General features: G+C 66.2%; 14 protein-coding genes and 1 pseudogene. 7 read left to right on the forward strand and 8 right to left on the reverse strand.

Annotated elements, in window-relative coordinates; all coding sequences use genetic code 11:
• Nucleotides 1–2 precede the first annotated feature (2 nt).
• Together OG203_RS43940 and OG203_RS43945 are read right to left on the reverse strand one after the other, a co-directional pair.
• Entirely contained in the window at nt 3–1,157 is a 1,155-nt protein-coding gene (locus OG203_RS43940) for an epoxide hydrolase family protein (protein WP_405163115.1), read from the reverse strand.
• Nucleotides 1,158–1,171: 14 nt separating this feature from the next.
• Nucleotides 1,172–1,639 carry an SRPBCC family protein gene (locus OG203_RS43945; RefSeq protein ID WP_405163116.1) on the reverse strand — a complete coding sequence of 156 codons (468 nt, stop codon included), beginning with the start codon at nt 1,637–1,639 and terminating at the stop codon, nt 1,172–1,174.
• 160 nt (nt 1,640–1,799) lie between these two features.
• Here OG203_RS43945 and OG203_RS43950 point away from each other — a divergent pair, with 160 nt between their 5' ends.
• Nucleotides 1,800–2,285: a MarR family winged helix-turn-helix transcriptional regulator gene (locus tag OG203_RS43950; protein ID WP_405163117.1), complete on the forward strand. Its 486-nt coding sequence runs from the start codon at nt 1,800–1,802 to the stop codon at nt 2,283–2,285.
• A 49-nt stretch (nt 2,286–2,334) separates the two neighbouring features.
• On the opposite strand, the gene OG203_RS43955 is transcribed toward OG203_RS43950, so the two are convergent.
• Entirely contained in the window at nt 2,335–2,589 is a 255-nt protein-coding gene (locus OG203_RS43955) for a hypothetical protein (protein ID WP_405163118.1), read from the reverse strand.
• A gap of 194 nt (nt 2,590–2,783) precedes the next feature.
• On the opposite strand from OG203_RS43955, the gene OG203_RS43960 reads away from it, so the two are divergent.
• From OG203_RS43960 to OG203_RS43970, 3 genes are all read left to right on the forward strand, one after another.
• Entirely contained in the window at nt 2,784–3,206 is a 423-nt protein-coding gene (locus tag OG203_RS43960) for a hypothetical protein (RefSeq protein ID WP_405163119.1), read from the forward strand.
• A 167-nt stretch (nt 3,207–3,373) separates the two neighbouring features.
• Nucleotides 3,374–4,342 carry an NADPH:quinone oxidoreductase family protein gene (locus OG203_RS43965; RefSeq protein WP_405163120.1) on the forward strand — a complete coding sequence of 323 codons (969 nt, stop codon included), beginning with the start codon at nt 3,374–3,376 and terminating at the stop codon, nt 4,340–4,342.
• A 211-nt stretch (nt 4,343–4,553) separates the two neighbouring features.
• Nucleotides 4,554–5,735, forward strand: coding sequence for an acyl-CoA dehydrogenase (locus OG203_RS43970; RefSeq protein ID WP_405163121.1), 1,182 nt, complete (start codon nt 4,554–4,556; stop codon nt 5,733–5,735).
• On the opposite strand, the gene OG203_RS43975 is transcribed toward OG203_RS43970, so the two are convergent.
• A complete protein-coding gene (locus OG203_RS43975; RefSeq protein ID WP_405163122.1) occupies nt 5,736–6,191 on the reverse strand; it encodes a DUF2867 domain-containing protein in 456 nt (151 codons plus the stop codon).
• 842 nt (nt 6,192–7,033) lie between these two features.
• Between OG203_RS43975 and OG203_RS43980 the strand changes: the two genes are divergently transcribed.
• The 3 genes and pseudogenes from OG203_RS43980 to OG203_RS43990 form a co-directional block, all read left to right on the forward strand.
• The gene (locus OG203_RS43980) at nt 7,034–8,029 is read left to right on the forward strand and encodes a ParB/RepB/Spo0J family partition protein (RefSeq protein WP_405163123.1); all 996 of its coding nucleotides are present in this window, start codon (nt 7,034–7,036) and stop codon (nt 8,027–8,029) included.
• A gap of 67 nt (nt 8,030–8,096) precedes the next feature.
• Nucleotides 8,097–13,739 carry a type I polyketide synthase gene (locus OG203_RS43985; RefSeq protein WP_405163124.1) on the forward strand — a complete coding sequence of 1,881 codons (5,643 nt, stop codon included), beginning with the start codon at nt 8,097–8,099 and terminating at the stop codon, nt 13,737–13,739.
• Between the two features lie 29 nt (nt 13,740–13,768).
• Nucleotides 13,769–16,180 (forward strand): annotated as a pseudogene (locus tag OG203_RS43990) (type I polyketide synthase); the annotation flags it as partial.
• Between the two features lie 22 nt (nt 16,181–16,202).
• Here OG203_RS43990 and OG203_RS43995 read toward each other — a convergent pair.
• From OG203_RS43995 to OG203_RS44010, 4 genes are read right to left on the reverse strand one after another with little or no spacing between them, the layout of a single operon-like run.
• The gene (locus tag OG203_RS43995) at nt 16,203–17,192 is read right to left on the reverse strand and encodes an enoyl-CoA hydratase/isomerase family protein (RefSeq protein WP_405163125.1); all 990 of its coding nucleotides are present in this window, start codon (nt 17,190–17,192) and stop codon (nt 16,203–16,205) included.
• A 24-nt stretch (nt 17,193–17,216) separates the two neighbouring features.
• Nucleotides 17,217–19,559, reverse strand: a complete 2,343-nt coding sequence (locus OG203_RS44000) for an MMPL family transporter (protein WP_405163126.1) — start codon at nt 19,557–19,559, stop codon at nt 17,217–17,219.
• Complete coding sequence (locus tag OG203_RS44005) at nt 19,556–19,837, reverse strand: acyl carrier protein (protein ID WP_405163127.1); 282 nt, start codon at nt 19,835–19,837, stop codon at nt 19,556–19,558. Before OG203_RS44005 ends, OG203_RS44000 begins: the two co-directional genes overlap by 4 nt.
• 37 nt (nt 19,838–19,874) lie before the next feature.
• A complete protein-coding gene (locus OG203_RS44010; RefSeq protein WP_405163128.1) occupies nt 19,875–22,271 on the reverse strand; it encodes a hypothetical protein in 2,397 nt (798 codons plus the stop codon).
• Nucleotides 22,272–22,311: the final 40 nt, after the last annotated feature.

The following is a 22,311-nucleotide window of genomic DNA, read 5'->3' on the forward strand; positions in this document are numbered from 1 at the left end:
AGTCACAGCGTGCCAGGCAGGGAGCGGAAGAACTCCCGGATATCGGAGACCAGCTCCTGCGGCGCCTGCAACGCGGGGAAGTGCCCGCCGCGGTCGTACTCGCGCCAGCGCGTGACCGTATTGGACAGCCGCGCCAGATCCTGAATAGCGTTGTCCCCGGGGAAGTTCGCCACCGCGGTAGGAACCCCCGACGAGGCCGGCCGTCCGCCCTGCAACTCGGGTCCGACCTCGAAATAGAGCCGCGCCGCCGAACCCGCGGTTGCGGTCAGCCAGAAGATGGTGACATTGGTCAGGATCGCGTCCCGATCGACGGGGCTTTGTTCGGTCTGCGTGGGGTCGTAGTCGACGAACCACTCCAGGTTCCAGGCCAGCTGTCCGACCGGAGAGTCGTTGAGCGCGTAGGCGATCGTCTGCGGGCGGGTGCCCATCTCGTGCATGTAGCCCGACCGCCCGTACCACCAGCGCTCGCGGTCGCGCGCCCGCTCACGGTCCGCTTCGCTGAGCAGCTCGCGCTCCTCGGAGGTCATCGGCCAAGCGGCGAAAGCCAGTGCGTTGACATGGATTCCGATCACCCGTTCGCCGGCAACCCGGCCAAGCTCCGGTGCGATGAGACTGCCGAAATCCCCACCCTGGACCGCATAGCGCTGATACCCCAGATTGCTCATCAACTCGGCCAAGGCGCGGGCGGTGCGGTTGATTCCCCAGCCGCGTTCGCGGGTCGGTCCGGAGAAGGCGTATCCGGGCAGCGAAGGGACGACGAGGTGAAAGGCGTCGGCCGGGTCGCCGCCGTGTGCGCGGGGATCGCTCAGCGGTCCGAGGATCGCCTGGAAGTCGGCGATCGTGCTCGGCCAGCCGTGCGTGATGATCAGCGGTGTCGCGTCCGGCTCTGGGGAGCGGACGTGCAGGAAGTGGATGTTCTGCCCATCGATATCGATGGTGAACTGTGGGTGCGCGTTCAGCGCGGCTTCGTGCGCCCGCCAGTCGTAGCCGTTGCGCCAGTAGTGGGCCAGATCCCGCAGCCACCCCTTACTGACGCCGTAAGACCAACCGGCCCCGGGTAATTCATCGGGCCATCGCGTGTGGTCCAGGCGCTGGGCCAGGTCCGCGAGGTCTGCTTCGGGAATATCGATCCGGAATGGACGAGGTGCGGATTGCACTGTGCTCTCCTTGGTTACGAGTGCGAGGTGACGGCCGCGTTTTCGACCAGCGTCTTGAGCCTTGGCAGAGTTTTCTCGATGCCTTCGGCGTTCCAGCGCGGCCACGGCGTGCGCACGAGTAGTCCGCGTACCGGTGAGGTGGACAGGTCGAAGGTCTCGGTCACCCGCGTGCCGCCGTCGACCTGCTCGAGTTCGTAGCGCCAGCGGTGCTTGCCGGGGTGGCACCACGCGATGCGCCGATCCGCCTCGAATTCGACGACGGTGTTCACGATTCGGTAGCGCACGCCGAACAGTTTCATGGCGGCCTTGAAGGTGGCGTCCATGCTCAGCCGGTCCGGTCCCGAGACCACGGTGCGCACGGTGCCGGACCCGTCGAAATCGGCGTGCCGGTGCGGATCGGCGAGCACCGAGAACACCGAGGACGGCGGTGCGGCGATGACGATGTCGCGCGAGATCTGGAGTGGACGAGGTACGGATGACATGCGGTTCTCCTGATTCACCTGATGACTGCCCCGTGCTCGACACAACGTCACCGCACGGGCAGGCCCAAACATTACGAGTCTAGATAGTTTGAGTCAAGATGATCTGGAGTAAACTGATATGAACTTGGCCTAACTTGCCGAACCGGATACCATGCCTGTCATGGAGACTCGACGACCGCCCGATGCCACCGCGAACGGTCCGGCCGCCGACCCGCACAACCGTCCCAACGACCTCGCGTTCCTGCTGCACGCGGCGAACGCGCGCATGGCAGGCCATCTCGACGGCGCCGCGGTCGAGATCGGGTTGAAGGACATGCGCGACTGGCTCGTCCTCGCGGCATTGGCCGACGGGGAGCAGGCGAACCAACTCGAACTCAGCCGCATCGTGTGCGTCGACAAATCGACGCTGATCAGCGTGCTCGACCGCCTCGAACAGCAGAAGCTCGTCACGCGCACCGTCGCGCCGACGGACCGACGCGTGCGGATCCCGCGCATCACGGCCGCAGGTAAGCGGGTCTATGCCAAGTTCGCCGTTGCCCGTGATGCCGCCGAGGCCCGCGCGTTCGACGGGGTGCCAAGTTCTCAGCGCGAGCTCGTGCTGAGCATGCTGGCGCGAGTGGCCGAGCGCGACCTCGCGGGGACTTAGCCGACGTCGAAGGCGGTGAGCTCAGCGCGGATGGTTGTCTGTTGTCTGGTCACCACTTCGTGCAACGAGGGTCTTTATGTCCGTGGGCGTCGTGCTCGTCGTTGTGCCAGTTGCCGTGTCGGTCGCAGTTCCATTTGTTGTTGTGCGGATCGCTGGGATCGGTCCGGCCAGGATGGTTGAGACCACTCCAGGTGGAGCCGTCGTTGGATCCAGGGGACTGGGCCAAGGCAGCCGCTGGCGTGGCGGCAATGACCAGAGCGCCGATGGCGGCGGCGAAAACGCTGCCGGAAAACCCAAGCCGCACAGTGAGATCCTCTCGCGTGAATTCGAGTGCGCCGGTTAGCGCGGGCCAAGGGTAGCGAGCGAACCTGGTTCAGGCGTTTCGACATGCTGGAGCCTGCCGGTTTCTCTGGTGATCGGCGTCTTACCCGGAAATGATCATGCTTTGGCATGGTGGGGGTTCCGGCCGAACGCGCCGGGACACGAGGAGGTAGGAAATTGGTTCTCGCCCATTTCGTGACGCGCGGGTCGGCGTTGCTGGCCGGTGCCGCAGTGGCCGCCGGTATGGCTACGGTCGGCGCGGGCTCGGCCGCGGCGTTCCCCGGGCAGGTGCAGTGTGGTGGTCCGGGCTATGCGCAGGTCTGCGTGAAGGAAGAAGATTCCGGCAACGAAGCCAGCTACTGGGCCGACACGAACTTCGCCAACGGCTCCGAATGCAACGTCGTGGTACGACTGCTCGACGGCGACCACACGGTCTTCGACACCCCATCCCCCTGCGGCAGCGGGTACCAGTCGCACCGTGCGGGCAATCTGGCGAACCCGGTCGCAGGCCATGTATACCACTCCGAACTGGAGGTGCACTGGGCCGCAGGCTCGGTCGACCACTACCGAAGCCCAGACCTCGTCTTCCCCGCCGGATAGCGGACTTTCACGAAATCGACTGCCAGCCAACGTTTGTCCCAGCTGACCCTGCGCTGCCGCCAGCCAATGGCTGAACGCCGCCGAGCGCAAGAGCTGCGCGTGCCCGTATTGTTTGGTGGTAATGGCGGTAGCGCCCAGGGGTGGGTGCGGGGGAGAGCGAGAGTTGGATGCGCGCGGTTCAAATCATGAGGCTGGACGGTCCACCGGCGGTGGTGTATCGCGAAGTGGATGATCCGGTGGTGGGTGTGGGGGAGGTGTTGATCGAGGTTCATGCTGCGGGGGTGACGTTTCCTGATGTGCTGCTCACTCGGGGGGAGTATCAGCTCAAACCGGATCTGCCGTTCGTTCCCGGGTATGAGGTGGCGGGGGTGGTTCGGGTTGCGGCGGAAGGTACCGGGTTCGCGCCCGGGGACCGTGTGGCCGCGATCCCGGTGTTCGGCGGTTACGCGGAGCTGTTGTCCGTGGATGCTCGGCTTGTGTTTCCGCTGCCCGATCATGTTTCGTTCAGCGCCGGTGCCGGGTTGCCGATCAACTACCTCACCGTCGATTATGCGTTCGTTCGTCGTGGTGGACTGCGGCCGGGGGAGACGGTGCTGATCCAGGGTGCTGCCGGTGGTGTCGGAACGGCGGGAATCCAAGTGGCGCGTGCGATGGGTGCGCGGGTGATCGCGGTGGTGTCGACGCCGGAGAAGGGCGAGATCGCGCGCAAGGCGGGTGCCGATGAGGTTGTGGCGGTCGATGGATTCCGCGATAGCGTCGCCAGACTGACCGGCGGGCTCGGCGTCGATATGGTGCTCGATCCGGTGGGTGGGGATCGGTTCACCGACTCGCTGCGCTGCCTCAAATCAGAAGGCAGGCTGCTGGTTCTCGGCTTCACCGGTGGCGAGATACCGACCGTCAAGGTCAACCGATTGCTCAACCGCGACATCGACGTTCGAGGGTCGGCCTTCGGGCGGGTGTGGTGGCTGGAACCCGCATATCTGCGCACACAGTGGGATCGGCTCCTACCGCACCTCGAGTCCGGCGCGATCGAGACCATCGTCGGCTCGACCTATCCGCTCCGGCATGCCGCGGAAGCTCTGCTGGAGCTGGATGAACGGCGTGCGGTCGGGAAGGTCGTCCTCGAAGTTCGCTGACGCCAGTCGAATCGAGGCGGCGAAGGTCTGGCCGATGCCGAGATCGAGGTAACGCGGCCGCCCAGTTCGCAGCTGGGCGGTTTCCGCTGAGCCGACTGTGCTCTTTGCGCCGAAGGGGTTCGCGGCGGAGAGTGGTAGTGGCGCGGCGGGGCGCCCGAGGTGACCAAACGCGCTGTGTCCCAATGCGATATCGAATCCTGGGAGGAAGCGTATGACATCCTCGGCTTGGCTACACATCAGCAAAGAATTCCCCGCGATGCTCGAACGGATCGACGCGCTCGGCGAGTCCATCGAAGCGAACGCGGCGGCGGCCGACCACCTCGGCAGGCTCACCGACGATACCGCGCGGTCGTTGCTGGCCGCCGGGATCGTCCGCGCCGGCCTGCCGGCGAATCTCGGCGGTTACGAATTCGCTCCGCGCCAGTTGATTCAGACGACTGAGCGGCTCAGCTACTACGACGCCTCCGCTGGATGGACCATGATGGCGTTGCAGCTGATGACCGGCACCACCGCGGCCTATCTCGGTGCCGTGGCGGCGGCCGAGCTGTTCCCGGATGTCGCCGGGGGTGACCATGCCTTGCTTTCCGGCCACGGCACCCGCCCCGGCCGGGCTGTCCCCGTGGACGACGGCTACCTGGTGAGCGGGGAGTGGCAGTTCGCCTCAGGTATGGCGCTGGCTACGCACATCCACAGTGCGATCCTGGTCGAGGGTACCGGCGAGCCTCGGATACTGACGATGCCCAAATCGCAGGTGACTCTCGTCGACAACTGGGATGTGCTCGGACTCCGTGCGACGAGCAGCATCGACTATCACTGCACCGATGTGTATGTCCCGCAGACGCATACATATCACGCGACGACGATGGTCCCCGCCAACGGCGGCGCGGTCTATCGCATCGGTGTGGTGAACACGTCCGCGATTGTGCACACCGGCTGGGCACTCGGTGTCGGTCGGCGACTGCTCGACGAATTGAAGCTCTACGCTTCGAAGAAGTCCGGCACGTTCAACGCCGCCGTCGACACCGCGCAGTTCCATGCCGAGTACGCGGTTGCCGAAGCCAAGCTGCGCGCGGCACGCGCATGGGTGATGCAGGTGTGGCAGGGGCATGAGGAAACCCTGGCCGCAGGTGAGTTGCTGAGCACCGAGCAGGAGACGCTGATCCGGCTGGTACTCAACCACACGACGTGGACCGTGCACGACGTCGGCCAGACGGTGCACCGATGGGCGGCGACGACGGCGATCCGGCGTGGTCCGATCGAACGGTTCCTCCGGGATCTCGGCACCGGCACCCAGCACATCACCTCGGGTCCGGTGATCCTGCAGAACTGCGGAAAGTGGCTCAGCGGTGCACAACCCGAGGCGCACTGGGAGTTCCTCGACCTGGTCGAGTGATCACCCGGAGTCGGCCTGGTCGGATCTGCCCGCACGCCTGAGTAGATAGGGGATGACGATATTGTGGCCGGGTTTCATGAGGGCCCAGACCAGGCGGGCGAGGCGGCGGTCGAAGCGGACCAGCGTCGCCCAGGTAACCGTCGATTCGGTGGTCAGCACAATGTTCTGTGCTGTGAGAATCCGCGAATGTGACTCGAGCACAACGAAATCCGGTCCGCGATCGGCGATATGCCAGCCGAGCACGTGGTCGGCCGACCTCGGCCCCAAGCGCAGGCCGAGGATGATCCGCCACCCCGTCCGCAGCAGTGCCCGCATGAGCTTGGGCGCTTGTTCGAACACCAAACGGGACCACAGTTCGGGCGTGTCCCGTGACCCCGAGGCACTCAACTCGAAGGCCGACACATAGTCGACCTCGACCATGTCCTCGCTTATCGGCATCTTCGGCGGCGCATCCACCCGACGAACCTGTTTCGGCGTCGTCCTCATCCTCCACCCGTCTTCGCCCGACCAAAGAACTATGACCTCTCGTAGTAGGAGTCTGCCCGATCCCCGCCGTGTCTGTCTCGGGTTCGACACAGCTAGCAGACCAGCCGACTTGGACCGGTTCTATCCTGCGGCGGCTGGAGGTGCCGCCGGTGCGGGGCGTGATGGTGACTCGATCGCGTTGCGTGCCACGCGGTTTCGGATCGGTAGCCCGAGCCGCGCTCACCCCATACGCGTCGAATGCGAAAGAACAACCCCCACGGTACCTATTGAATCCGGAGTTCGCCATTAATCCTCGGTAAATAATGCCGCCGACTCCGGCGCGGCTTTGTTATGCGATATTGCTATTACGGCTAGTCGAATGATCATTCCGGGCGTGTCGGATTGCGTTTGCTTGTTGCCTCGATTGCCGAAGTGTGGTCCAATCCTCATGGAGGGAAGGGGATGAGTAATGGCGAATGGCACGCTGAAGAGTTTTGATCTTACGGCGCGGACGCGGCATAGCGAGAACGAGCGGGACCACAAGAAGGTAGCTGCCCCCACTATCTGTGTCTAATGTCAGTCTTCGCCCCGAGGTATTGTTGGGGAAGGCATGGTTATCCGGCTGATTCCGCTGAATACCGGATGTATTATTTGATGCCCAGCCGAATGGTCGTCAAGTTTTACGATATTCCTTTGTTTCGCTTTCCGCATGTTGTCATGCGGCGAATGTGAAATAGAGGGGCGGTGTACGGGGTTGCCGGGCGATGGTTGAGAAATTCTGCCCTACGCGGACAGTATAGTAAAGGACGGTGCCCATGGATTTCGGTGTGCCCATGGCAGAAAACAACTTCGTCTACAGCTCGGCCGGTATAGAGCGATTGTGCTCCGCGAGAGTGGATTTGCCCATCGCGAATCTGCTACCGTCGGACTCCCCGCCACGAACGGCGGGCGAGAATTCCGGTCATATTCGGATGCTCGCCGAGTCGACAACCAGATTCCCGCCGATAGTCGTCCACCGGCCTACGAAGCAAGTAATCGACGGCGTGCACCGGATTCGGGCCGCCCAGCTCCGCGGTGACACAACCATATCCGCTGTCCTCTTCGATGGCAGCACGGCCGAGGCATTCGTGTTGGCAGTGAAATTGAATGCCGAGCATGGCCTGCCACTCTCGCTGGCCGATCGGAAGACCGCGGCACTTCGTATCCTTTTGTCCTATCCGCAATGGTCGGACCGGGCGATCGCCGCCGTGGCCGGAATCTCGCCCAAGACCGTCGCGGCGATCCGCACCAGGTCGGCTGAGGAGATTCCTCAGTCGACCGGCCGCATAGCGCGCAACGGCGTGCTCCATCGAACCGACATCTCGCAGGGTAGACGGCGTGCCGCCGAGTTGTTCACCGCCGACCGGACCCTGTCGGCGCGGGCGGTGGCGCAGGCGGCGGGGATCTCGGTCACCACGGCCAAGGAGGTGCGCAAAGAGCTGCGCCAGGGCGCGCGCTGGTCCGGCAATGATGCGGCACCGACATCCGATGTCGTCGACAATCCCACTCGCACAGTGGGGCCGGATTCGGCCGTGCAATGGGCGAGCACCGCGGACGTGCTGCGGCAGTTGCGCGGAGATCCGTCGCTCCGCTTCACTGATGCCGGGCGCAAACTGCTGCGCTGGCTGGAGACCCCATTCGACAATGGCGCCGATTGGGGCTCGGTTGTCCATAACATTCCGAGTCACTGTGCGCCAAGTATTGCCAAACTCGCGCGACAGCACTCGCGCGGCTGGCAACAACTCGCCTACCTGCTCGATCAGCGCTCGGAAACCGAATCGTCAGCGTAATCCCGATCTGGTCGAGATGTGAACAACGGCCGCGTTGCTTGCGCGAAATCCGGAAAGAAGATCACTCATGACCGATACGACGGACACCTCGGGTTCGGGTTTCGCGCAACGCGTTTCGGCGGCGGCACCGGCGGACCGGTATGAACTCTGCCTCGATCTCGTGCTCACCGAGACCGCGTCATTGCTCGGTTGTGCACCCACCGAGGTGGTGCCGGACCGGGCCTATCTCGATTACGGGTATAACTCCTTGGCTGGCCTTGCGCTGACCGAACAGTTGTCAAGGGCCAGCGGCATCGAGCTGCCGTTGACGATGCTGTTCGACCAGCCGAATCCCGCCGCGGTCGCCGAGTACCTGCTCGGCCGGATCATGCCGGATCGCACCGTATCCGCTGAATCAACTGCGGCAGCGCCTATTTCGGAGTCACTCGATGCCGCGGATTCGGATATCGCGGTGGTCGGAATGGCCTGCCATTATCCAGGTGAGGTGCACTCGCCGGATCAGTTGTGGGAGTTGGTCGCCGAAGGTCGCGATGCCATCGGCGATTTCCCCGAAGATCGTGGGTGGGATGTAGCGAATCTGTACAACTCCGACCCGGCTCACCTCGGTACCAGTTACACGCGCCAGGGCGGATTCCTTTCTGGAGCAGCGGAATTCGATCCGACATTCTTCGGGATCAGCCCGCGCGACGCGGTGGCGATGGATCCGCAGCACCGATTGCCGCTGGAGGGCACCTGGGAGCTGTTCGAAAGCGCCGGCATCGATCCAGCGGGCCTGCGCGGCAGCGCGACCGGAGTGTTTCTCGGTGTCTGCAGCGGCGACTACTGCTACCTGACCCGGGAGCCGACGGCCGGTCTCGACGGCCGCTGGGGTCTCGGGATGATGGACAGCGTCGCCTCGGGCCGGGTGGCGTACACCTTCGGGTTCCTCGGACCGGCACTCAGTATCGACACCGCGTGCTCCTCGTCGCTGGTGGCCGTGCACCTGGCCGCGCAGTCGTTGCGACGCGGTGAGAGCACCCTCGCGGTCGTCGGTGGGGTCACCGTGATGTCCACCCCCTCGGTGCATGTGGAATTCAGCAGACTGCGCGCGCTGGCGCCGGACGGTCGGTGCAAATCCTTCGCCGACGCGGCGGACGGCACCGGCTTTTCCGAAGGCATGGGTCTGCTGTTGCTGGAACGACTCGGCGACGCGCGGCGCAACGGCCATCATGTGCACGCGGTACTGCGTGGGTCGGCGGTGAATTCCGATGGCGCGAGCAATGGCCTGACCGCACCCAACGGTCCGTCTCAGGAGCGGGTCATCCGGGCCGCCCTGGCAGACGGCGGGCTCACTCCCGCCGACGTCGACACGGTCGAAGCGCACGGCACCGGAACCACACTCGGCGACCCGATCGAAGCCAACGCGCTGCTCGCCACCTACGGCAGTCGGCGATCGGCAGAGCGCCCACTGTGGCTGGGATCCATCAAGTCGAATATCGGCCACACCTCGGCCGCCGCCGGTGTCGGCGGCCTCATCAAGACCATTATGGCCTTGCGCCACAACACACTTCCGAAGACCCTGCACGTCGATGTGCCCACTCGCAAGGTGGACTGGGGCAGCGGTGCGGTGTCCTTGCTCACCGAATCCAGGCCGTGGCCGCCGGACCCGTCCGGCAGGCGGCGTCGGGGCGCGGTCTCCGCCTTCGGCATCAGTGGCACCAACGCGCACGTCATCGTCGAAGAGCCACCGCGGCAAGCGATTCCGGTCGCACCGAAGCTGCGCGGTGAAGCGCCGATCGTGTGGGCATTGTCCGCGCGCACCCCGGGAGCTATCGATGCGCAGGCCGCACAGCTGCGCACCTGGCTCGACACCCACCCCGGCCACGATTCCGTTGATATCGCGAACGCCCTCACCACAACCCGAGCACATCTGGAGCACCGCGCCGCGATCATCGGCACCGGTGACACCGAATTGCGCACCGCCCTCGCCGCATTGGCCGACGGTGACAGCGCCGGTTCGGTCGTCAAGGGACGTATTCGTCTCGACCGCAGGTCCACGATCGCGGTGATGTTTCCCGGGCAGGGCGCGCAATACGTGGGTATGGGTGCCGAATTGGCCAGGCTTTACCCGGTTTTCGAGGCCGCGTATCGAGAGGTGCACGCCGAACTCGATCGGCACCTGGACAAGCCGCTCGACCAGATCATCGCGGGCACGGGCACACCGGGGCTGCTCGATCAGACCGGCTACACCCAGGCGGCGCTGTTCGCCGTGGAGGTCGCGCTGTATCGGCTCATCGAATCCTTCGGCATCCGAGCGTCTTATCTGATCGGGCATTCCGTCGGTGAACTCGCGGCCGCCCACGTATCCGGCGTACTCGACCTGTCGGACGCGTGCCTGCTCGTGGCCTCGCGCGCCCGGCTCATGCAGGCCTTGCCGCCGGGCGGGGCAATGGTCGCTGTCGCGGCATCCGAGGACGAGATCCGTGCCGATCTCGCCGCTTCGGACACCCGCGTTGCCATCGCGGCGGTGAACGGCCCTGCGGCGGTGGTACTTTCGGGCGCGCACGACGAGGTCGTCGCGATCGCCGAACGATGGCAGGCGTCCGGTAGGCGCACCAAGCGGCTCACCGTCAGCCATGCCTTCCATTCGCCGCTCATGGAACCGATGCTCGCCGAATTGGCCGATGTCGCCAAGCGGATCAGTGTCGGCAGTCCGCGGATACCCGTCGTGTCGAATCTGACGGGCGCCCCGTCCGACGAGTTCGGCACCGCCGCGTACTGGGTGCGTCATGTCCGGGATACCGTGCGATTCGGCGCCGGTCTCGGCTGGCTCACCGACGCGCGGGTCGACACGTTCCTCGAAGTCGGTCCCGGCGGCGCGTTGTCCGTGCTTGCCCGGGGGCATCTCGACGACTCCGGGCAGTCCGCCGTCGTCGTCCCGACGATGCGGCCGCGCATATCAGAGGGTGTCACCCTGCTGAACGCACTGGCACGGGCCTATGTCGGCGGCGTGGCCGTCGACTGGTCCGCGGGCTTGCCGGACAGCGGCGAACGCATCGAACTACCCACGTATCCGTTCGAGCGGCAGCGGTATTGGGTCGAGCGAGAATCCGTGGACACGGTGTCCGTCGACTCCGGCATGGTCCCCGACCAGCATCCACTGTTCGCCGGAGCGCTGGAACTCGCGGCGGGGACCGGGTGGCTGTTCGTCGGCAAGTGGTCGCAGTCCGCACAACCATGGCTGTGCGAGCACACGGTTTTCGGCAGTACCGTGGTCGCGGGCGCCGCCGTCGTCGAGATCGCGACACATCTCGGTGGGCGATGGGGCACGCCGGTGCTGACCGAATTGACGCTGGAGGCGCCACTGGTGGTCCCACCCGATCGGGCCGTAGCGGTGCAGGCCCGCATCGAAGTGTCCGGTGCCGGGCAGCGGTCGTTCACCCTGCATGCCAACCTCGGCGACGGGTGGATCCGCAATGCCGTGGCGACGCTGAGCGCTGATTCGGCTGCTGTGCAACAGTATTCGGACTGGCCGCCGCCAGGGGCGGTCGCTCTCGACATCGCCGAGTTGTATCCTCGGCTGGCCGAACGTGGCCTCGGCTACGGGGCGCGGTTCCAAGGGCTGCGTGCGGCGTGGCGGCACGGTGACGACATCTTCGCCGAGATCGACGCCGTGCCGACCGACACCGGGTCCGGCGAATTCCTGGTGCACCCAGGCACTCTCGACGCGGCCTTCCATGCCGCGTTCCTGGAACGACCCGACGACGACGGCACCGTGTGGTTGCCGTTCGCGTGGTCCGGGGTCAGGATCAAGCCGACGACGCGGTCCGCCTCCTCGTTGCTGGTCCGATTGTCCTCGGCCGGAACGGATTCGGTGCGGATGACCGCGATCGACGGGTCGGGCACCGTGGTGATTTCGGTCGAATCGGTACTCGCACGAAAGGTTTCGCTGTCCCAACTCGCCGCAGCGCGCGCCGGGACATCGGATTCGTTGTTCGGTTGGCGCTGGCACGCGATCGACCAGCCCGCACAAGCGCCCGAGCCCGCCGCGATCGCGGTTATCGGTGCGCTGCCGACATTGGATGCACGCCGATACTCCGACCTCGCGGCGCTGCTCTCGGACATCGGTGCTGGTGCACCCGTCCCGGATCTGGTCTTCGTTGACCCCGCGGCAGGCATATCGGCGTCCATCGATAGCGCGGACGTGCCGAGCGAGACCGCGGCGGTCACGCACCATACGCTGCGTCTGGTTCAGGAGTGGTTGTCGGACAGGCGGTTCGCCGGAGCGCGCTTGGTTTTCCGGACCCGAGGCGCAGTGTCGCCCCAGGACGGGTCGGTGGTGGATCCGCGGGTGGCCCCGGTGTGGGGCTTGGTCCGCAGCGCCCAGACCGAGCATCCGGATCGGTTCGTCCTCGCCGATGTCGAGGACCCCGGCGAATTCGATACCGTCGTCACGGCCGTGCGCGGGGGGATCACGCAGCTGGCGGTGCGGGACGGGAAGGTGCTCGTGCCACGGCTACGGCCGCTGCGACCATCCGGCGGACCACCACCCTGGCGCGAACTCGACGGCTCGGTGTTGATCACGGGCGGCACCAGTGGACTCGGCGCCCTCGTCGCCGAACATCTCGTCGCCGAGCACGGAGTGCGCAGCCTGATACTGGTCAGCCGCCGCGGCGAACAGGCGGAGGGGGTGTCGGAACTCGCTGCCAAACTGCGTGATTCGGGTGCTGCCGTCGACATCGCGGCCTGCGATGTCGCCGATCGCGATCAGCTCGCGACGTTGATCGCGAAGGTCCGCGCCGAACATCGGCTGCGCGCGGTCGTGCACGCGGCCGGTGTGATCGATGACGGCGTGGTCGACGCGCTCACCGTGGAGCGGCTGGACCGAGTGCTTCGCCCGAAGGTAAACGCGGCATGGCACCTGCACGAATTGACGGCCGACCTCGACCTCGCCGCGTTCGTCTTGTTCTCGTCGGCGGCCGGCGCGATCGGCGCACCGGGACAGGCGAATTACGCGGCAGCCAACGCCTTTCTGGACGCGCTGGCCAGCTGGCGGCGCGAGCGTGGCCTCGCCGCGGTGTCGATGGCGTGGGGCATGTGGGAGCAGCCGAGTGCGATGACCCGGGATCTCGCGGCGGCCGACCGGGCGCGACTCACCGGCGTGGGCTTCCTGGAGCTGGACCGGCAGAGCGGACTGCGGTTGTTCGATGCGACAGCCGCGTCCGTCGAACCGATGGTCATCCCGCTGAAGCTGGATCCGGCCGCGCTGCGCGCCTCGGGAATCCCGCTTTCGCCGGTGCTCGCGGATCTCGTTCCCGCCGCCGCGCAGACGGCAACGACCCGAACGGCCCAACGGCGGTTTGCCGAATTGCCCGGGGCTGAACGGGGATTGGAGCTGCTGCGGTTGGTCTGTGCCGAGGTCGCGAGTGTGCTGCGTTATCCGTCGGCCGACGCGGTCGATCCGGAACGCGCCTTCACCGATATGGGCTTCGACTCACTCGGCGCGGTGGAACTCCGCAATCGGCTGAATTACGAAACAGGCCTTGTCATTCCGACCACGGTTGTCTTCGACTATCCCTCGCCCATCGCGCTCGCCGACTACCTGAACGACGCGCTGTCCGACACCGCCGTGCCGGAGCAAGCAGACAACGTCGGCCAGAGTGCGGCCGCCGACGCGCTGGACGCGATGGACGTCGAGTCGCTCATCCGGCAGGCATTGTCCGAGGACTGATTCGACAGGAGTTGCCCACCATGGCAATTGACGCCGAAGAACTGGTACGCGCGCTACGCGCGTCGATGAAGGAGAACGCGCGGCTGCGCGAGGACGCGCAGCGTCGCGGCGAACCGATCGCGGTGGTCGGGATGGCCTGCCGCTATCCGGGCAGTGTCCACTCGCCGGATGAGTTGTGGGAGTTGGTCGCCGAGGGACGGGACGCGATCGGCGACTTCCCCGACGATCGCGGCTGGAACCTGGAGAAGCTGTACCACCCGGACCCGGATCACAAGGGGACCTCCTATGTGCGCTCCGGCGGATTCATGTCGGGCGTTGCCGATTTCGATCCGAGGTTCTTCGCGCTGAGCCACCGCGAGGCGATCGCGATGGATCCGCAGCAGCGGTTGCTGCTGGAGGGCACCTGGGAGTTGTTGGAGCACGCGGGTATCGATCCCGCGACACTGCGCGGCAGCGCGACCGGTGTGTTCGCCGGAACGATGTATCAGGACTACACCTGGCTGTCCGCCCAGCACGCGGATGACCTCAATGGCCGGTGGGGTCTCGGCATGATGGGCAGCATCCTCTCCGGACGGGTGGCCTACACCTTTGGATTCATCGGTCCTGCGCTGACGGTGGACACCGCCTGCTCCTCATCACTGGTCGCGACGCATTTGGCGATGCAATCGCTGCGGCGCGGCGAAACCGATCTCGCGGTCGCGGGCGGCGTCACCGTGATGGCGACACCGTCGGTCATCCTCGAGTTCAGCAGGCAGCAAGCACTCGCACCGGACGGCCGGTGTAAATCCTTCGCGGACAACGCCGATGGCACCGGCTGGTCGGAGGGCATGGGTTTGCTCTTGCTGGAAAGGCTCAGCGACGCACAGCGCAACGGCCACCACATCCACGCCCTACTGCGCGGGTCGGCGGTGAATTCCGATGGTGCGAGCAACGGACTGACGGCACCGAACGGGCCATCGCAAGAGCGCGTCATCCGCGCCGCGCTCGCGGACGCCGGTCTGCGCACCGCCGACGTCGACGCGGTGGAAGCGCACGGCACCGGAACTACGCTCGGTGATCCGATCGAAGCGAATGCTCTGCTCTCGACCTACGGGCGTGCGCATTCCGCCGATCACCCACTGTGGCTCGGTTCGGTGAAGTCGAACCTCGGTCATACCCAGGCCGCGGCGGGCGCGAGCGGGCTCATCAAGATCATCATGGCGTTGCGCCACGACACCCTGCCGAAGACGTTGCATGCGGAGGTGCCCTCCAGCCGGGTGGACTGGACCGGTGCGACAGTGTCGCTGCTGACCACGCCGCAATCGTGGCCGCGGCACCCGAACGGCAGGCCGCGCCGGGCCGGGGTCTCCGCGTTCGGCGCCAGCGGCACCAACGCGCACGTCGTTGTGGAGGAGCCGCCCGTCGAGCAGTCGTCCGAACAGGTTCCCGCGCTGTCGAATCCGGCCGCGCCGATCGTGTTGACGCTGTCCGCGCGTACCGCGCGGGCGCTAGCCGCGCAGGCCGCGAGGCTGGGTGCCTGGCTCGACGCCCATCCCGAGCACCGGTCGGCCGACGTCGTCTACAGCCTGGCCGCCACCCGGGCGCACCTGGAACATCGCGCCGCCGTCGTCGGTGCCGACAGCGCCGAATTGCGTGCTGCCCTGCGGGTACTCGCCGAGCAGCCCGCGCCGAAGCGGATGGTGTACCGGGATGGCATCGCCTGGGGCGTCGGCACCAAGGGCGGCCACCGGGTCGCGTACGTCGTCGGTGCCGACAGCTCCCGATGGCACCGCGCGGCGGCCGATCTGCTCGGCGCCGCACCGGTTTTCGCCGAGCGGTTCCGCGCGTGCACCGAAGCCCTTGTCCAGCAAGGGGGAGTGGACCTGCTCGCGGTAGTGGCCGATGCGCAGGGCGCACCGCCGCCCGACCGCGACGATATCGCCCGGCAGGGATTGTTCGCCCTCGCTGTCGCGGCGGCCGCGCTGTGGCGGGAGTATCTGCCAGGTCAGGTCCCCGTCGTCGATGACAATGCGTGTCCTGCGGCGGGTCGGCTGTTGGCGGGTGTCTCGACGCTGGATCAGGCCGCGCGGGAGGCGATCTCGAATGACCTGCCGCATGAGGGCACGGGGCGGATCGCCGAACTCGTGTCCGCCGGCTACCGCACCTTCATCGAGCTAGGTCCGCGATCCGAATCGACGAGCCGGATCGCCGAGTCGGTCGCCGAAGCCGACAGTGCCGGTCGAGCGGTCGTGATCGCCGGTCTCGCGCCGTTCGACCAGGGCGGTGCGCACGACATCGCGGTCGCCGTCGCTTCGGCATACGCCTGCGGAGCCAGAGTGGATTGGTCTCGGATAATCCCGCCCGCCCGACGGATCGCTCTGCCCACCTATCCTTTTGAGCGCAGCCGGTTTTGGCTGGAGGCCGTCGAAACCACACGTCCGGTTGCCGACGGCACATCCTGACCACCCTTGTGCGACAGGCGATCTACGGTACCGGCCGCGTCGCCACCGCCGGGTTGCGTTCCGGCACAGCGTATTTCCGGCCGACTCTGGTCCCGTCGCGCCAGGCTTGCGGTTGGGCAACGAACGGGGTCTCGCCGAGCGCGGCGACGTCGTCGACGAGTGCCGACAAGCGGCGGTGCGCGGCGGTAGCCGAAGCCGCCCCGAGGAACTCGGCGGCCTCGGTGAGCAGGCCCTGCGTCAGGGACTGACTCGCACCGAAGTAGACGCTGTACTTGAGGGCACTGAGGGCGGTCCTCGGGCGAGCCGCCAGCCGGGCCGCCGTCGCGTGGGTGTGTTCGAGCAGATCCGCAGGGGACACTACGGATTGGACGATGCCCGCGTCCAGTGCCTCGCGGACCGTCAGCGTCGCGCCGTCGAGCAGCAGGTCAAGCGCCCGCGCCGTGCCGAGCATGCGCGCGAGACGCTGGCTGCCGCCGCCACCGGTCGACAGTCCCGCCAAGACCTCGATATTGCCGAGCACGATGTGCTCGTCGTCGGCGGCGTAGCGCAGATCGCAGGCGAGAGCGATCTCGAATCCGCCGCCGAGAGCGGGCCCGTTGATCGCCGAAAGATACACCGCACCAGAACGATTCATGCGCAGAATGGTCCGCCGCCACCGGTGCGCCCAGACCGCGCCGACGCCAGCGGTGCCGCCGTAGCGCTCCACGGCGGCGTCGACACCGGGTACGCGCATGACGAAATCCATCGCACGCACGCCGACGTGCATCAGGGCGGGTGGGAGCGCGGGGGCCACGGCGGAGCTGTCGCGCAGCGCGGTCGGCTCCGCGTGCCCGAGGAACCGGCCGTCGACCCCGCCGGTCAATACGACGGCCCCCACCGACGGATCCGCGTCCACCGCCCGCGTCAGCAGATCGAGATCGCGGATGAACGCGGCGGTGATGAAGTTCGACGGCGGGTTGACGTAGCGGGCAGTGACTACCCGGCCCGTTTGACTGAGCTCTAACGTATCCATCAGAAACACTCCCTGGAAGTGGGGTCAGGTCGAATCGCCGGGCCACCAGTTCCAGCGGCCCATGAGACTCATCGCCGCAGGCACGATCACACTGCGGATAATGGTGACGTCGAGTGCGACCGCGACGGCGAGTCCGATGCCGATCTGTTCGATCGGGAGGAAGCCGCCGAAGCCGAAGGCGCCGAACACCGAGATCATCAGCACCGCCGCGCCGGAGATGAGCGGTGCGGTGCGCGCGATGCCGACCGCGACCGCATCCCGATTGTCGCGGGTGCGCAGGTATCGCTCGCGGACCCGGTTGAGCAGGAACACCTCGTAGTCGGTGCTCAGGCCGACCATCAACGCGAGCACCAGTATCGGGGCGAAGGACAACAGATATCCGGGTTGGTCGAGACCAGGCACCTGCGGCAGCCATCCCTTCTGGAATATCGCCACCATGACACCGAAGGTCGCGCCGACCGCGAGCCCGTTCATCAGAATCGCCTTGAGCGGCAGGAAAATCGAGCGGAACGAGACAAGCAGCACGAGATAGAGCGCGATCAACATCATGGCGATGACCCAGGGGAGCTTTCGCTCGATCTCGTGGTTCGGGTCCACCGCCCGCGCGGTATTGCCGCCGACATCGGCGTGCATGGTGGCGGGCAGTGCCTCGGTGCGCGCACGAACCCGATCCAGCAGATCGATGGTGGCCTCATCCGCGAAAGACTTGGCCGAGATGACTTCGATGACTGATTTGTGTCGATCCCCGGACACGTAGTACCGCAAGCCTTGTTGCGCGTCGCCGGGGAGCCGGTCGAAGGTGGCCGGGTCGAGCGCCTGCCACTGCAACTGGGGCGAGATCTGCTGGGTGACGGTGAGTGCCGAGTTCACCGCGGCGACATCGGGAAGCGCCGACAGGTCCGCGACCAGCCTGCTCAGTTCGGCGCCGACGGCGGGGTCGGTCACGGCGTTGTCGGTACGGACCACCACCTGGATCGGCGAGGCGACACCGGGACCGTATTGCGCTGCCACCCGGTCGAATCCGCGCCCGATATTCGATGACGACGGCAAGATCTCCGGGCCGGGCAGTGACAGTTTCATGTCCGCCGCCGGAATCGCGAGCAGGAGCAGGACGGCGATGCCCGCGCCGGCGAACGCGAGCCGATGGTTCATCACGGTCGTGGCCAGGCGATGCCACCGATGCGACGCCAACTGGGACTCGTCGGCGGATTCGTCGGTGCGGAACCTGGCCGGAATCGGAATCTTGCCCGCGTTGACCCGGGTGCCGAGGACGTGCAGCAGTACGGGCAGCAGGAGCAGCGACGTCAGGGTGGTCACCGCGACAACGACCACCGCGCCGACAGCGAGCGACACGATCGTGTTCATCCGGACGATGAACAACGGCAGTGCCGCCACGATGATGGTCAGCCCGGAGGTGAGCACCGTACGGCCGCTGGTGCGCAGCGTCATCGCCACCGATTCGGGCACGTCGTTGCCGAGGGCCAACTCCTCCTTGAAGCGTTTGATCATGACGAGCGAGTAGTCGATTCCGACGCCCAAACCGAGCATGAGCACGATGTTTTCGACAAATATCGACAGTTCGGCGCGTGCCGCGATCGCGCCGATGATGCCGAGCGTCACCGCGATGGCGGTGATCGTGGTCGCCATCGCCGCGACCATCGCCATCACGCTGCGGAACAACAGCAGCAAGACGATGACGATCAGTGGGAACGCGAGCAGCTCGCTGCGAACCAGGCCCTCGGCCGCAAGTGTGTTCGCCTCGCCCTGCATCCCCTGCACGCTCAAGATGGCGACATCGAGACCCTGCCCGCTGAATCGCGCGGCCAGATCCTGCTGTACCACCGGCACCGTCTTGGTGGCCTGGTCGTTGTCGAGGCCGATCCCGATGGCGGTGGTCACGGTGTGCCGGTCCGCGCCGACGAATTTGGCTCTGTTCAACGGGGACAGCGTGTTCCAGCCGAAGCTGCCGCTCACCTGCAATCGCGCATCGGCGATGGTCGCGTCGAAGACCTCTTTCGCGCGCTGTTCGAAGGCCGGGCTGTCGACGGTCTGTTGGTTGTCGTGGATCACCAGCTGCAGGTCGGTCGCGCCGCGGCCGGCCAACCCCTCGGCGAGCTCCTGGCGGACGGCGACGGTGCCAGAGCCGGGGACGTCCCAGCCTTGGCTGTTCAGTGAATTGGCCAGCGAGGCGCCACCGAGCGCGCCGAGGACGAGCAGTACGACCCAGACGGCGGTGAGCGGCCGGATGCGTCGGGCCGTGAATCCGGCTACCCGGTCCGGCCAGCCCGACCGGGTCCGGCCGGCGGACTCGGACGGATCAGGCTCGGTGGCATCACGATCCGGCGCCGCGGGCACCTGCCTGGTCAACGAGCGGCCTCGGCCGTCCCGGCCTGTTCACGTTGTGCGGCAAGGTTATAGACGAGGTCAACGACCTGGCCGACGGTACGGATGTCGATCAGCAGTTCCCGGTCTACCCGGTGGCCGAGGTGGCGTTCCAATTCGACGAGCAGATCGACGAAGTCCATCGAATCCATGCCAAGATCTTCCCGAAGGTTCGTCGCGGGATCGTCCATCTCGTCGGTCGGTAACGCCATCGTTGTGCTGATCAGCGTGCGGACGCGTTCCTCGATCACGGCTCGGTCCATAACGGCTCCTTCTCGTCCACTCGGCGTTGGTGTTTCGTCAGGATGGCAGCGAGGTTCCGGCCGCCGTCACTGCGGCGGGCGCGAGTTCGTCACGTTGCCATCCCAACATAGAAAACCGGCTCAGACCATCACCTTCGTTGTTGTGACCGAGAAAGATCGAATAGAGGTTGATCGTGTTGCTCGCATCGAGGTGATCGGCGAAGGGAACGTCGTCGAAGGCGCTCACCCGTCGATGCCGGATCGTGAGCGGACCGACCTGCCGCTCCCAGTCCTGCGGGGTAAAGCTCAGCACTCCGGTCTGCCCGCTGACCGCGCCGGGACGAAGTCCCTCGCGATAGGTGCGGATGACCGAGTGACTGCCGTTGACGAACCGGAAGATGGTGAGGCTCTTTGGCATCGGCGCGTGGTCGACGGCGATCTGATGCACCAGCGCGGGCAGGATGTCGGGGGTCATCGAGGCCGTCCCGTCGCCGGTGAAGCAGAGGATATTCTCGTCGCGCCGGGTGGCGACGCCGGGCAGCGCCATCAGGCCGTCGCCCATCAAGCCGCGTCCGTACCAGCCGGAGAAGCTGCGGTTGGTGCGCGGCAGGTTGTTCACCGCGGTGAGGCCGACGCGGCCGATGTCGTAGACACCGACATACCGGTAATCCCGTTGCTGGATAAGCTCTTCCAGCACGGATCCGAGGCGGCGGAAGAAGTAGTTCGTCGTCATCGGCCGCAATGGCAGCAGGCCGACGACATCGCCATAGGAATCGGTGGTCGACGCGATCGCGGCCTGTCGATAGGCGAGCACGCCGGGATCGACGTCGAGGCGATCGAGCAAGGCGCGCAACACCTCTTCGATGCGACCGGTCACCGTCAAGCCCGCGAACGGGGCCTGGTCGATGGCGTGTTCAATGATTTGGATCGGGGCAAGCCTGCGCAGTGACGAATCGGCGAACGGCGTGTCGATCTGCGGTATGGCGCTGTTGAGGAAGAGCACGCTCTGCTCGTCCGCGGACCGCAATTCGCCGTTGTCGTAGAGGTATTGGTGCACCCTGGCCGAATAGCCGTACATGCTGAGGGTGCCGAGGTATTCCGGGACGCGGGCGCCGTCGCGGTAGCGGGTTACCGTGCCGGGCTGGGCGACCGAATCGGCCAGCGCGATACCGGCGCGGCTCGCCAGGGTGTACATCAGCTCCTGCGCGTCCTTGGACAGTGGGCCGACCTGGCACAGCAGCCTGGTACGCGCGGTGTTGAGCAGTTCGGACAGCCGGGTGAGTTCGGGCGTGTGTATCGACTCCACTCGGGGTGGCGCAGCGGGCTCGGGCGTCCGGTCCACGTCCAGATTGGCTTGCAGCACTTCGCGTGTCGCAAGGATCATCACCGGCCCGCTGTCGGTGTCGTAGGCCGCGAACGCCTCGCGTAGGCCCTCGCCGATGTGCTCGGTCCGCTCGATGTAGACGACCGGAAAGCCGCGCGCCCGCAAGGACGGCCGCGAATCACCGGTGCGGTGGATGGTGCCCTGGAACGGGTGCCATTGATTCGGTCGCGAATCGCAGCAGACGATGAAACCACGACTGCGCGTTGCCACATGGTTGGCCAGGGTGCCGCGGAACTCGTCGTGCATCCCGCTGGTCGTGACGATGACGAACGGCGCGCCGTCCAGCGTCCAGCGGGCCAGCGCGGAGCAGCCGTGACTGTGCTCGCTCGGCGCCCTGACGATGGGGTTGCCGTTGGCTACGGCGTGGGCTTCCATATCGTCGATGAACGTGGCTACGCCGGATCCGGTGTAGTAGTGCAGGCCCCAGTCCCGACCGGCCTGCCGGTTCATGAAGCCCGAAAGCTCCTGTGCGATAGTGCTTCTCGAGAACTCGGGGCGGAGCCGGTTGTACAGGTTGACCTGTAGTGAGTCGATGAACGCGCAGGCGATATCGGCGGCGATGACCCACGCGTCCGTCGGCATCCATCGCGGCGTGAAGTGCTCCTCCGCGTAGCAGGTGTCGAGATCCGGGTCGGTGTACACGTGCACGGTATGCGGGCCAGGATCGAATTCGACGGTGTCGGGTAGCGAGATCGCGACCTTGGCCAGCATCCTGTTCACCGTGTCGGGTTCGGCGGCGCGGTAACGACATTCGTCGTGATCGATGATCAGCAGGGTGAGCACGGCGTCGTCACCCGCGGCGGCGGTCGCGATGGCATCCGGCAGAGCGTCGAGGGAATCGGCGACCACGAGCGAAAGCGGGTCCTCCGGCGCGACCGCGTCGAGAAAGCGACGGGCCCTGGTCAGCACCTGTTCGTATTCGGGTTGCGCCATGGCGGCGTGCGGCGGTGCGGCGGCGGTATCGACCTCGCGCGATCCCGCCAGGTCGGCGAGTACGCGACTCGCCGCCGGGCCGATCGTATTGCGTTGTGACACAACGGCGAGCAGTCGTCTGGTGCGGCTGTCAGACATAGGTCGGCTTCCTCCACAACTGGAACGGTGAGATTCGACA

Source organism: Nocardia sp. NBC_01499 (genome assembly GCF_045040275.1).
Lineage (GTDB): Bacteria > Actinomycetota > Actinomycetes > Mycobacteriales > Mycobacteriaceae > Nocardia.

Bases quoted from the DNA above. Each gene is read 5' to 3' on its own strand.
- OG203_RS43950 (WP_405163117.1), top strand. From the start codon at position 1,800: ATGGAGACTCGACGACCGCCCGATGCCACCGCGAACGGTCCGGCCGCC.
- OG203_RS44010 (WP_405163128.1), bottom strand. From the start codon at position 22,271: ATGTCTGACAGCCGCACCAGACGACTGCTCGCCGTTGTGTCACAACGC.
- OG203_RS43970 (WP_405163121.1), top strand. From the start codon at position 4,554: ATGACATCCTCGGCTTGGCTACACATCAGCAAAGAATTCCCCGCGATG.
- OG203_RS43995 (WP_405163125.1), bottom strand. From the start codon at position 17,192: ATGGATACGTTAGAGCTCAGTCAAACGGGCCGGGTAGTCACTGCCCGC.
- OG203_RS44005 (WP_405163127.1), bottom strand. From the start codon at position 19,837: ATGGACCGAGCCGTGATCGAGGAACGCGTCCGCACGCTGATCAGCACA.
- OG203_RS43965 (WP_405163120.1), top strand. From the start codon at position 3,374: ATGCGCGCGGTTCAAATCATGAGGCTGGACGGTCCACCGGCGGTGGTG.
- OG203_RS43985 (WP_405163124.1), top strand. From the start codon at position 8,097: ATGACCGATACGACGGACACCTCGGGTTCGGGTTTCGCGCAACGCGTT.
- OG203_RS43945 (WP_405163116.1), bottom strand. From the start codon at position 1,639: ATGTCATCCGTACCTCGTCCACTCCAGATCTCGCGCGACATCGTCATC.
- OG203_RS43980 (WP_405163123.1), top strand. From the start codon at position 7,034: ATGGCAGAAAACAACTTCGTCTACAGCTCGGCCGGTATAGAGCGATTG.